Source organism: Polaromonas sp. (assembly GCF_012927415.1).
GTDB lineage: Bacteria > Pseudomonadota > Gammaproteobacteria > Burkholderiales > Burkholderiaceae_C > Polaromonas.
Genome location: NZ_JABBPF010000056.1, coordinates 1 through 11,292 on the forward strand (window position 1 = coordinate 1; position 11,292 = coordinate 11,292).

Genomic DNA, 11,292 nt, shown 5'->3' on the forward strand with positions numbered 1-11,292 from the left:
AGATGTGCCTCATGCTGGCGGCCAGCGCCACGGTGTAGCCGCCGGTGTCGCGCTGCACGCCCTTGGGTTTGCCGGTGGTGCCACTGGTGTAGATGGTGTAACTGATTGCGGTTGAGTCAAGCCATTCGCATGCCACCGGCGCGTCGAAATGCTTTTTGCGCAGTTCATTCCAGAGATGGTCGCGCCCTTCCACCAATTCCATTCTCGTCAGGCCGCGGTCGGCCAGCAGCACGGCTTCCGGTTTGTGACTGGACAGGCGGATGGCCTCGTCGAGCAGCGGTTTGTAGGGCATTGCCTTGCCGCCGCGCGAGCCGCCGTCGGAGCTGACGATGACTTTGGGCGCAGCGTCTTCAATGCGCGAAGCCAGCGAGCCGCTTGCAAAACCGCCAAATACCACGCAATGCACTGCGCCAATGCGCGCGCAGGCCAGCATGGCAAAAGCGGCCTCGGCAATCATGGGCATGTAAATCAGCACGCGGTCGCCTTTCAAGACGCCCAGTGACTTCAAACTGGCGGCCATCCGCTGCACTTCTCCATGCAGGTCCCTGAAAGTGAAGGTTTTCTCGGTCCCGGTTTCGCTTGAAACAGCGATCAGCGCGTTCTGGTCGGCCCGGTCCACAAGGTGGCGGTCCACGGCGTTATGGCACAGGTTGATCAGGCCGCCTTCAAACCATTGCACAAACGGCGGCTTATCGTAATTGCAGACGCGGTCAAAAGGCTTGTACCAGTCAATCAGATTGGCCTGGCCTGCCCAGAAGGCATCGGGCTGCTCTATCGACTGACGGTAAAAATCGGCGTAATTGCTGGGGGCCTGGCTCATGGTTTGTCTCCGTTTGTTGGCTTGACGCGTGTGCGATCACGGTTCATATCCTGACGATGACGCGGCCGCGGATCTTGCCAGCCATCAGCTCTGCGGCTTTTTCGGCCGCGCGCGCCAGGGGCACTTCCTGCACCATGGTTTCGAGCCTGGCCGGATCAAGATCTCTGGCAAGCCGGGCCCAGGCCTGCTGGCGTCGGGCCAGAGGCGCCATCACGCTGTCAATCCCCACCAGCGTGATGCCGCGCAAGATAAAAGGCATGACAGTCGCCGGAAAATCCGTGCCCTGGGCCAGCCCGCAGGCTGTAACCACCCCGCCGTAACGGGTCTGCGCACAGGCATTGGCCAGCGTGTGCGAGCCCACTGCGTCAATGACCGCCGCCCAGCGCTCTTTTTGCAAGGGTTTGCCCGGCGCAGACAATTCGGACCGATCCATCACGCGTGCTGCGCCGAGCTGCTTGAGATAGCCTTCTTCGCTGGCCTTGCCGGTGGCAGCCACGACGGTGTAGCCGAGCTTGCCGAGCAAGGCGACGGCCACACTGCCGACGCCTCCGGTGGCGCCTGTCACCAGAACTTCGGCCGCTGCGTCGGGTTTGACACCGTGCCGCTCCAGCGCGAGCACGCACAGCATGGCCGTGTAGCCGGCCGTGCCAATCGCCATGGCCTGGCGCGTTGTGAAGGCCTGCGGCAATTTCACCAGCCAATCACCTTGCAGGCGCGCCCGCTCAGACATCAGGCCCCAGCGCGTTTCGCCAAGACCCCAGCCATTGTGAATAAACATGTCGCCGGGCTTCCAGTCGGCGTGGCTGGATTCCAGCACGGTGCCCGCCCCGTCGATACCCGCCACCATCGGCCAGCTGCGCACCACCGGGCCACTATTGGTAATGGCCAGGCCATCCTTGTAGTTCAGTGTCGAGTAGTCCACTTTTACCAAAACATCGCCAGCCGGCAGCTGTGTTTCGTCAGTATCAACAATGGCGGCCGAAAAACCGGCGTCGGATTTGGTGAGTTGAAGGGCCTTGAACAAAAGAGGTCTCCTGATGGGTCGTGGTGGACTGCAGCGTAGAGGCAGAAAAACTTAATACATAATTATTCATGACAGACTTGCGTGGGGCTGACTAGCAGCGACCGGGCCTTCAATGCCCTGGAACCGACACCAGCGCATGGCTGGCCCTGTTCCTACTTGATCAGCGCCTGAATTTCCCTGAAAACCTCATGATCAGCCGTACGCAGCCACTCAAACGCCACCATCTCCGTGGTAACCAGCTCGGCACCCGCGCCGGCCAAGCGGTCAAAGGCCGCGTCGCGGTTGCGCTCGGTGCGTGAGCTGCAAGCATCGGTGACGACCCACACGTCGAACTCTTCCTCAAGCAATTCCAGCGCCGTCTGCATGAGACACACATGCGCTTCGCAGCCGGCGATCACGATCATGCTGCGGCCCTCTTCTTCAGGCTCCGGCGGCTTTTGCATATGCTTGGGGAGGCTGCGCGCGTTGCCTCCCTGGGCCGGTTTGCGCGCCGGCGGGCGCAGCCACTCAACCAGCCCATCGGCGGCGGCGCTGAAGTGCATCTTGGCCAGGGTCTTGCCGCCAGCCGAATCAATCGCCGCCTGCAGCTCGGGCAGGTTCTGACCCAGCTTGTCGGGATTTTGCGCCGTGCCCCATACCGGCACCTCCATGATGCGGGCCATGCGGGCCAGGCGCACGGCGTTGGCAATGACGAGGTCATTTTCAAAAATGACGGGCATCAGGCGAAGCTGGTAGTCAACCAGAACGAGTTGGGAGTCATCGGCATCGAGCAGCATGGTCAGTCCTTGGGTTTTGAAAGCATTATCCCAGTGCCCCGCGTCTGCCGTAATTGCCATTGCCACCAAGCAGACCTCCGCTTTACCGAAGCACGCGGGCCCGGTCAACGATGCGGCTGGCCTGCGCTTTGGAGACGGCGGCGCCCATCGAGCCCAGCGTGGCGCCCCAGCCTGCCGTGGCTGCATTGAGCCGGGTACTCATAAAGGCATCTACAACATCGGTGGTCGAATGGCGCAGCAGTTCCGCGCCCTGAATCGCGCGGGCCATAGCTTCGCTGGCGGGCCTTGCCAAAAATTCATCCCGCATCGCCGCGTCGATGAGCGGCTCCAAGGCGTTGAGCCAGGCGTCGAAACGGGTGTCCATGCCCTTGACCAGGCTCACCTCGGCCATGAAAGCCTCGCGCGTCGAGGGTTGCTTGAGCAGCGAGCGCCGCACGTCCATGCACATCATGTTGGCTGTGCCTTCCCAGACGCTGTTCAACGGCGCCTCGCGATAAATTCTGGCCATCGGGTTTTCCTCGATGAAGCCATTGCCGCCATGGCACTGCAAAGCCTCGTACGCAATCGCAGGCGCGCGTGAGCAGTTGAAGAACTTGGCCATCGGCGTGGCCACGCGGGCAAACGCCTTTTCCTGCGCGCTGGTGGCGATGTGGTCGGTGGCCCTGGCCACGCGCAGTGCGAGCAGCGTAGCCGCTTCCACCTCGATGGCCATGTCAGCCAGCACGTTGGCCATCATCGGTTGTTCGGCCAGCGACGCGCCGAAGCCCCGGCGAGTGCTGGTGTGGTTGAGTGCCAGCGTCAAGGCCTGGCGCATCAGGCCGGCAGAACCGACTGCAAAATCCAGCCGCGTCAGGTGGGCGTGCGACAGGATCTCGCGCAGGCCGCCGCCCTCGGGTCCGACACGAATCGCCAGCGTGCCGGCGTATTCGATTTCGCTGGAGGCGTTGGACTTGTTGCCGCACTTGTCCTTCAGGCGCTGAACAAAAAACCGGTTGAAACTGCCATCAGGCAGGGTGCGCGGCAGGAAAAAACAGGTGACGCCGCCGCCCACCGTGGCAAGGGTGAAGAAGCCGTCGGACTGGGGCACCGAACAAAACCATTTGTGGCCCGTCAGCTCGTACCAATGGGCCGTCGCGCCGTGGTAGTCCGCGCTGTGCGAGAAGACCGCTGTGGTCTGCGTTTCGCGCAGATCGGAACCGCCCTGCTTCTCGGTCATGGCATAGCCGATGACGACTGACGGCTTGTCGGCCACTTCGCGCCGGCTGAATTCGTACTGCGTGCCGCAGACCTTCTCGGCCCAGAGCTTGAGACAGGGTTCGGTCTGAAAACCGGCAAAAGACGCATACGCCATGCCGGTCGGGCAGGCCGTTCCGTGTTCGACCTGATTCCAGAGGTAAGACAGCGCGGCACGGGCAAAGTGCGGCTGGGCTTCACGCGCCGTCCAGGCGAGGGAATGCACCTCGTGCTTCCAGGCCAGAGTCATCAGCTGGTGCCAGGCCGGATGGAATTCGACCCAGTCGATCCGGTTGCCGTAGCGGTCATGCGTCTTCAGTTCCGGAAGATGGCGGTTGGCCAGCCGGGCCAGCTCCTGGATATCTTCATTGCCGACGAGCTGGCCCAGCGCCTGGCAGCGCCCGGCCGCCCAGGGCGCTTCGCGTTGCACGGCCGCGGACAACACGGCGTCATGCTCGAAGGCGTTGAACCCGGTCAGCGGCATCGCCTGGTTTTTGACGAGGTGCGTGCCGTAATGCCCTTGGCCCGCACTGTCTTGCGCGGGCAAAAGATTCAGGGAGCTGACGAGTGCATTCATGTTGTTGTCTCCGGGGTTTGCAAAATTGATCTCATTTTTGTCGAGCGCAAACTTCACTATCAGCGCTTACAGCCCAGGCGCTCCACCAGACCGATCAGATAGGACGCAAACAGCAGCGTGGCATCTTGTCCAAACAGGCGGATACGGCCGGTGTGCTGCAGCAGCAACAGCCCCACGCCGTGGGCAAACAGCGCGGTGTTTTCGCGCAAGGCGTCTTCCGCATCCAGGCCCATGGCCCGCATCGCCTGATCACAAGGCCGCAGTGCATCGTAAAGCCGCGCATTGAGCTGGTCGTTGAGTTCGGAGGTCAGGCCGCGCGGCTGCATGCCCTGGACCAGATAAAAACCCAGGTCGAGGTCACGCGGGTTGACCGCATAAAACCCGAACCAGGCGCTGGCTTTGGCTTGCAGCAGATCGGCCGGGCTTGACGCGTTTGCGCCCGCCGCATCCACCGCTGTATTCAGGCGCTCCAGCGACTCGGCCAGCAGCGCGCCGTAAATCGCCTCCTTGTTGTCAAAGTAAGAGTAGATCGCACCAGGGGTGTAACCGGCTTGCCTGGCGATTTCGCGGATGCTGGCGCCTTCAATGCCCAGGCGCTCAAACACTGACCGGGCCGCATCAAGCATGAGCGCGCGGCGCGAATCGTTGAGGGCTTGCTGGCGTAGCAGTTTGGCTTCCATGATTTGAATATAAACGAAAAATAGGAGGCTTGAGCAAATAATTAAACACTTGCAAAGTAAATTAAACAGTGTTTAAATTTAGTCAACCGCCTTGTTAACGCCCCAAAAATGCTGGAGACCACCGGATGAACGCCCCTGCCCCCACCGCCACTCTAATGTCTGGCGATGACTTTCGCGAGTCGCTGCGCCGCTATAAACCGCGTGTTTTTCTGGACGGCCAGCAGGTTGACAGCGTGGTCGATGAACGCGGCTTTGGCCCGGGCATCAATGCAATCGCATTGACTTACGACTACGCGCTGAAGGCCAAATACGCGCCCATCATGACGGCGGTGCAACAGACCAGCGGCAAGCTGGTGAACCGGCTAAGCCACATCAACACCAGCAGCGGCGACCTGCTCAACAAGCTTGAAGCCGTGCGCCTCGTGTGCCAGGAAACCGGCTGCGCCCAGCGCTACCTGACGCACGACGCACTTAACGCGATTGGCCAGGTGTCCGCGCGCATAGATGACGCGCGCGGCACGCATGAGAACACCGCGCGCTTCTTGAACTACCTGCACCGCGTGCAGGACCAAGACCTGACACTGGGCGTGGCCATGACGGACGCCAAAGGCGACCGCAGCAAACGTCCACACGAGCAGTCCAACGTCGACAGCTACCTGCATATCGTCGAGCGCAACGCGCTGCACAACGGCCAGCGCGGCATCATCATCAGCGGCACCAAAGCCATCGTCACCGGGGCACCTTACGTGCATGAATTGCTGGTCATGCCGTGTCGCAACATGGGCAGGGAAGACGCCGACTTTGCGGTGTGCTGCGCGGTGCCGCTTGACGCGCCTGGCATCACCATCATTGCGCGGCCGGCCGGTCGACCGGGTGAAAAGGTCGAACATGGCGAAGCGCTGTTCAGCCGCAAATACGGCCAGAGCACCGGCGTGGTGATGTTCGACAAGGTCTTTGTACCCTGGGACAACGTGTTTTACGCCGGCGAATGGGAGCACTCCGGCCACCTCACCTACAGCTACGCCACCCATCACCGCCACACCTGCATAGCGGCGCGCGCCGGCTTTGGCGACCTGCTGATTGGCGCAGGCGCGCTGATGTGCGAGGCCAACGGCTTTGATCCTGGCAAGGAATCGCATTTGCGCGAGCAGATGGTCGAGCTCATCACCATCACCGAAAGTTTTTACGCCTGCGGCGTGGCAGCCAGCGTTTATGGCAAGCCGGACGAGCACAGCAAGACCTTCATGCCTGACCCGGTGTTTTCCAACATCGGCAAGCTGCTGCTGGCAACGAAAATCTACGACATGCACAGGATTGCGCACTACGTCAGCGGCGGCCTGATCGTCACCCTGCCCGGCCCGGACGAAGACCACAATCCCGAGACCGGTGCAAAGCTGTCAGAAGTGCTGCGCGCCAACCCGGACGTGCCCTACGAGCAACGCATCGAAACGGCCCGATTCATAGAGGATCTGAGCGCCGGTTACCAGGGCGGCTGGTATAGCGTGATCAGCCTGCATGGCGGCGGCTCGCCGGCAGCGATGAAACAGGAGATTTACCGCAACTATCCCATCGGCTCCAAAGTGGAACTGGTCGAGCGCATTCTGGAGCGCGGCATCGGCGCAGACGGCTCACCGGCCGCTGCGCCCCATGACCCTAATCGTGCCATCACGAAAAACCGCCAGCCGGGCAAATGCTGCGACACCGGCTGCACCACACCCGGCCAGCCGGTGATGGTTGATTTGCCTGAGGTGGTGGCTACCCTGCCTTCCAGGCGTGGGCATTAACAAAAAAAAGGAAAAAAAAGAAAGAAACGATAAATGCTACAATCTTGATAGCAAACTATATCGACATTCATTGGACAACAGGCCTATTTGGTTCATATTTCGTGCTTATTTTGGCGCTGACAGCACTACGGCGACGACATTTCTGCAAAATTGAGCAGGTGGGTAGCCAGCAGGGTCTCGGTCAGAAAACACACGAGGGCAGAAAGAAAACACACCACACCTGCCAGAAAGCACACGGTGGCGATCCGGAAAATCGGCAGTTCGCTGGTTTCACCCAGAAACAGCAGGATGATGGTGGTACCAATGAGGATGGCGCAGAAAGTCAGCAAGGCAAGGCAGCCGTTGACCAGCCAGCCCCGGTGCCGCAGGCGCCGCAATTCATCATACATTTTGGCCGCCCGGGGTTTCTCTACAGCGCCAGTTTCAAGCCGGCTCTCGAGAAAACGCGCGCGGTCAATGATTCGGGCCAGACGGCCCGCCACGGCGCTGATCATGCCGGAAACGGCTGTCAGCAAAAACACCGGCGCGACCGCCAGCTGAATGCCATGGGTCACCGTCGAAAGGTCAGGCGCAAAAATCATCCGGTACTCTCCATTGCATAAGATAAACGGACTGCCATTTTCTCATGTGCCGCAGCACGTCCGGGCCAGGCGGTCATGCGGCAATCGGGGGGGTCAGGAATTATGCTGCTGCTCGTTCTGCCGGTTTTTACACGGCGAAACAAATGCTTGCCATGGCAGGGATGATCGCCTGAAAGACATTCAGTGCCGACTTCACGCCACTGCCTTTTTTACTGTCAAGCATCCGGCGCATGCTGGCCACCCATTTTTACCTGCGTCTGCATTGCCGTTGCCATCGACCGCTGCCATCGACCGCTGCCAATGTCGGCGTGCACTTTGCAGATCACCACGCAGCAGTTCTGACTGAAGCGGCAACAGAACAGCTTTCCAGCCGCCCCGCCACGAAGTACCTAAGCCCGATATGTCGTCTCGCGTTGCGCTCACCGCCCCTGCAGGACGGCGCAGCTCGATGCCGGCAAGACGTGGCTGGTTACCGCGTGGCACACTTGAAAGCCTGTTACGCCTTTTCCCCCGTTTCTTCAATGTCACGTCCCAAAACTCAAGGAGTTGACCATGCTGCCCAATAAAGAAGGACAACACGTTCCTCAAGCCACTTTCAAGACCCGCCAGAACGACAAATGGGTTGACGTCACGAGCGCAGAGCTGTTCGACGGCAAAACCGTCGTGGTGTTCTCGCTGCCCGGTGCTTACACACCGACCTGCTCATTGACGCATTTGCCGCGCTTCAACGAACTTGCCACTACCCTCAAGGCCCACGGCGTTGACGACGTGCTGTGTATCTCGGTCAACGATGCCTTTGTGATGAATGAATGGGGCCAAACGCAGGAAGCTGAAAACATTCGTTTCATCCCCGATGGCAACGGCGAATTTACCAAAGGCATGGGGCTGCTGGTCGACAAGAGCAACCTTGGTTTTGGCAAGCGCTCGTGGCGTTATTCAATGCTGGTAAAGAATGGCATCATCGAAAAAATGTTCATTGAGCCGGAAAAGGAAGGCGACCCGTTTGAAGTGTCCGATGCCGACACCATGCTCAAGTACATCGCGCCCGAGGCCAAGGCACCCGATCCGATCACGGTCTTCACCAAGCCGGGCTGCCCGTTCTGCGCCAAGGCCAGGTCACTGTTGCGCGAGGCCGGCCTGCGCTACGAAGAAATCTCGCTGGGCAATGGCATCAGCACGCGCACTCTGTATGCCGTCGCGGGCGCGGGAACGACGCCGCAGGTTTTTGCCGGTGGCCGGAAAATTGGCGGTTCTGAAGAGCTCGAAGCCTGGCTGGCCCGGCGCATGCCGTAGTCAGGCAAGCCGGCAGGCGGCTCGATTCGCGAATGGGGAGCGCGTCAGGCAAACTTGCGATATGCGTCCAGCGCCAGTCCGGCGCCGATGCTGCCGAACAGGTCACCCTCAACGCATCTAGCCTGCGGCGCCAGTGCCAGCACCCGCTCGCGCAACAAAGGCACACCGCTGGAGCCGCCGGTGAAAAACACCGTATCAATGCCTGCCGCCGTGATGCTCGCATCACTCAACAGCCTGGCGACCGTCTGTTGCACCGACGTCACCAGTCCGTTAATGGCGCGGTCCAGTTCGGCCCGCTGCAGCGTCACCGTCTCGCCGGCAGCAATCCGGCCGATGTCGATTTGCGCCAGCGGCGCATTTGACAGGGCGATTTTGGCCTCTTCCACCTGGAGCGCCAGCCAGTGGCCGGCGCGTTCGCGGACCACGCTCTGCAGCCGTTCTAGCTTGGGCCTGTCAACCGCGCCCTGGTGCAGCTCGGCAATCTGTGACCAGGCTTTTTTGGTGTAAGCCAGGTTGATGGTGTGCCAGGTCGCGAGATTGAAATAAGGGGACGATGGCATTTCCCGGCCGTTTCTGAGCAGGCTGCCCAGCCCAAGCATTGGCATCATGCTGGCCAGGCTTAAGGCCCTGTCGAAATCGGTGCCGCCAATATGCACGCCGCCGCTAGCCAGAATGTCGCCCTTCCGCTCAGTCCGGCTCGCTCGCTCGGGGCCGACACGAATCAGAGTGAAGTCGGAGGTGCCACCGCCGATGTCAACCACCAGCACCAGCTCTTCGCGCGAAATCTGTGACTCATAGTCGAACGCGGCAGCAATCGGCTCGTACTGGAAAGCGATGTCGCGCAGACCAGCCCTGCGGGCAATGTCTTCCAGCGTGTCCTGGGCACGCTGGTCGGCCAGCGGGTCGTCATCAACAAAAAACACGGGTCGGCCCAGCACGGCGCAGCTGAACTCACGCCCGGCAGCATGCTCGGCCCGGCGCTTGAGTTCGCCGATGAATTGCGCCAGCAGCGCCCGAAACGGCACGGCACGGCCTGCCACCTCGGTGTGCTCGTCCATCATGGAAGTGCCCAGCAGGCTTTTCAGCGAGCGCATCAGCCGCCCTTCGTGGCGTTCCAGGTAATCGGCCAGCGCGGCGCGCCCAAAGCTGACATGCGCGTCTTCGGCATGAAAAAAGATGACCGAAGGCAAGGTGAGTTTGCCGTCTTCCAGCGGCAATAACGCATTTTGGCCGGAGCGGCTCCAACCTGCAGTTGAGTTGGAAGTCCCGAAGTCAATGCCGCAAGCCTGCGCGTCCGCCCTCATCGCTCGGCGGGCTTGCTGAAGTTGCTTTCGGACCAGGCCTCCGCACTGGCGCGGTTCAGCTTGAAGGATGGCGACACCGCCACACCGGCCAGCAACTCACCGGCTTCGTCATGGGCAGTCAGCGAGGCGTGCGGATTTTCGTCATCGGGCACGATGTCAAGTGACACCGTGATCCTGGCCGACCGCACGCTGACGGTGATGCGCTGGTGCAGCGTGGCATGCAGTTGCTGCTCATGCCGGCGCACAAACTCAGAGGCGGTCTTGACCAGCGTGTTGAAGGCGTTGACGTCTAGCGGCTTCGGGTTCTTCTTGTCACGTCCCATGGTCCAGGGCCCGACCAGCGCGGGCTCGGGTTCACCGTCCCTGATCATCGCCACGGCCCATCCGTCGTCGTCTTCGTTTTTGATGACGCGAGCAGTCCAGCCGTCACCGCGCCAAAGGCGGGCTTCCTGTGTTTTGGGGAGGTCTTCGGAGGAAAATTCGCCGCTCAGGTCGGTCTGCGGAATAAGGGAATCGGTCAATGCTCAATCACTCAGGTCAAAAGATCGCGCTGTAAATCGGGGCGTCGAACCCGAAGCGCCAAAGAAATTGCGCTTCGAACGAGGGGCGATTTTACTTTCCGATTGCCCGGGATGTGGCGGCGGCGTGCAAAAAAGCCGTCAAGTCGAACAAACTGCTTTTCGCGCCTTCGTGACCCACAGCGCTGAATCCCTGGCTTGCTCCAGAAAATGACCGGCTGTTTGCCGATCAATCACGGACTGCACGCAGGCTCAGCCATTAATCTCGAACTGCGCATCGCCCATGTATCGCTGCGGCCCCAGCGCCGCCGTGAGAGCCGCCGACTCGGCGGCCTGCCACTGGTCAAACACCTGCTGCTCGGCGTCCGTCAGCGTATCGGGCGCTGGCGCTTCGCCGTAGATCGCGACGATGCGGCGGTAAGCCTGGTAGACCGGTACCACCAGGCTGGCATCACCCAGAGTCGCCTCGAGCGCTTGCTTGAAACGCAGCTCGGCGGCTTGCACCTGCTGGGGGCTGGCGTCTTCAAAAGCGTATAGCTTGAGGAAATAGCTCACTTCGGGTCTTTCGCAGGCGCTTTTACAGACGGCGCGCTGCCCTGCGTCATCTCGATGCGGCGGCGCAATCTGGCGGCTTCTTCCAGGTCGCCGCCTTGCTCCGCGCGCTGGGCCTGCACCCCCAGCCAAGCCAGCAGCGGACTCCGC

General features: G+C 61.0%; 11 protein-coding genes. 2 read left to right on the forward strand and 9 right to left on the reverse strand.

Annotated features, from left to right (window positions below):
• The 5 genes from HHJ19_RS05870 to HHJ19_RS05890 form a co-directional block, all read right to left on the reverse strand.
• A partial coding sequence (locus HHJ19_RS05870) for an AMP-binding protein (protein WP_296904929.1) occupies positions 1-820 on the reverse strand: 820 nt, incomplete at its 3' end.
• Positions 821-863: 43 nt separating this feature from the next.
• Positions 864-1,844: an MDR family oxidoreductase gene (locus HHJ19_RS05875; RefSeq protein WP_296904930.1), complete on the reverse strand. Its 981-nt coding sequence runs from the start codon at positions 1,842-1,844 to the stop codon at positions 864-866.
• Between the two features lie 152 nt (positions 1,845-1,996).
• Entirely contained in the window at positions 1,997-2,620 is a 624-nt protein-coding gene (locus tag HHJ19_RS05880; RefSeq protein ID WP_296904931.1) for an isochorismatase family protein, read from the reverse strand.
• An 82-nt stretch (positions 2,621-2,702) separates the two neighbouring features.
• Entirely contained in the window at positions 2,703-4,430 is a 1,728-nt protein-coding gene (locus HHJ19_RS05885) for an acyl-CoA dehydrogenase family protein (RefSeq protein WP_296904932.1), read from the reverse strand.
• A gap of 59 nt (positions 4,431-4,489) precedes the next feature.
• Entirely contained in the window at positions 4,490-5,110 is a 621-nt protein-coding gene (locus tag HHJ19_RS05890) for a TetR/AcrR family transcriptional regulator (protein WP_296904933.1), read from the reverse strand.
• A gap of 125 nt (positions 5,111-5,235) precedes the next feature.
• Here HHJ19_RS05890 and HHJ19_RS05895 point away from each other — a divergent pair, with 125 nt between their 5' ends.
• A complete protein-coding gene (locus HHJ19_RS05895; protein WP_296904934.1) occupies positions 5,236-6,894 on the forward strand; it encodes a 4-hydroxyphenylacetate 3-hydroxylase N-terminal domain-containing protein in 1,659 nt (552 codons plus the stop codon).
• Between the two features lie 125 nt (positions 6,895-7,019).
• Here HHJ19_RS05895 and HHJ19_RS05900 read toward each other — a convergent pair whose 3' ends face one another.
• Complete coding sequence (locus HHJ19_RS05900) at positions 7,020-7,475, reverse strand: DUF2721 domain-containing protein (protein ID WP_296904935.1); 456 nt, start codon at positions 7,473-7,475, stop codon at positions 7,020-7,022.
• 552 nt (positions 7,476-8,027) lie between these two features.
• Between HHJ19_RS05900 and HHJ19_RS05905 the strand changes: the two genes are divergently transcribed.
• Positions 8,028-8,768 carry a glutathione peroxidase gene (locus tag HHJ19_RS05905; protein WP_296904936.1) on the forward strand — a complete coding sequence of 247 codons (741 nt, stop codon included), beginning with the start codon at positions 8,028-8,030 and terminating at the stop codon, positions 8,766-8,768.
• Between the two features lie 44 nt (positions 8,769-8,812).
• On the opposite strand, the gene HHJ19_RS05910 is transcribed toward HHJ19_RS05905, so the two are convergent.
• The 3 genes from HHJ19_RS05910 to HHJ19_RS05920 all read right to left on the reverse strand — a co-directional run bounded on the left by HHJ19_RS05910 (position 8,813) and on the right by HHJ19_RS05920 (position 11,145).
• A complete protein-coding gene (locus tag HHJ19_RS05910; protein WP_296904937.1) occupies positions 8,813-10,072 on the reverse strand; it encodes an Hsp70 family protein in 1,260 nt (419 codons plus the stop codon).
• Complete coding sequence (locus HHJ19_RS05915) at positions 10,069-10,563, reverse strand: hypothetical protein (RefSeq protein WP_296904941.1); 495 nt, start codon at positions 10,561-10,563, stop codon at positions 10,069-10,071. Before HHJ19_RS05915 ends, HHJ19_RS05910 begins: the two co-directional genes overlap by 4 nt.
• A 279-nt stretch (positions 10,564-10,842) precedes the next feature.
• A complete protein-coding gene (locus HHJ19_RS05920) occupies positions 10,843-11,145 on the reverse strand; it encodes a hypothetical protein (protein ID WP_296904939.1) in 303 nt (100 codons plus the stop codon).
• Positions 11,146-11,292: the final 147 nt, after the last annotated feature.

What these genes read in the sequence shown, in the direction of transcription:
- HHJ19_RS05910 (WP_296904937.1), bottom strand. Translation starts at nt 10,072, where the DNA reads ATGAGGGCGGACGCGCAGGCTTGCGGCATTGACTTCGGGACTTCCAAC.
- HHJ19_RS05890 (WP_296904933.1), bottom strand. Translation starts at nt 5,110, where the DNA reads ATGGAAGCCAAACTGCTACGCCAGCAAGCCCTCAACGATTCGCGCCGC.
- HHJ19_RS05885 (WP_296904932.1), bottom strand. Translation starts at nt 4,430, where the DNA reads ATGAATGCACTCGTCAGCTCCCTGAATCTTTTGCCCGCGCAAGACAGT.
- HHJ19_RS05880 (WP_296904931.1), bottom strand. Translation starts at nt 2,620, where the DNA reads ATGCTGCTCGATGCCGATGACTCCCAACTCGTTCTGGTTGACTACCAG.
- HHJ19_RS05900 (WP_296904935.1), bottom strand. Translation starts at nt 7,475, where the DNA reads ATGATTTTTGCGCCTGACCTTTCGACGGTGACCCATGGCATTCAGCTG.
- HHJ19_RS05895 (WP_296904934.1), top strand. Translation starts at nt 5,236, where the DNA reads ATGAACGCCCCTGCCCCCACCGCCACTCTAATGTCTGGCGATGACTTT.
- HHJ19_RS05905 (WP_296904936.1), top strand. Translation starts at nt 8,028, where the DNA reads ATGCTGCCCAATAAAGAAGGACAACACGTTCCTCAAGCCACTTTCAAG.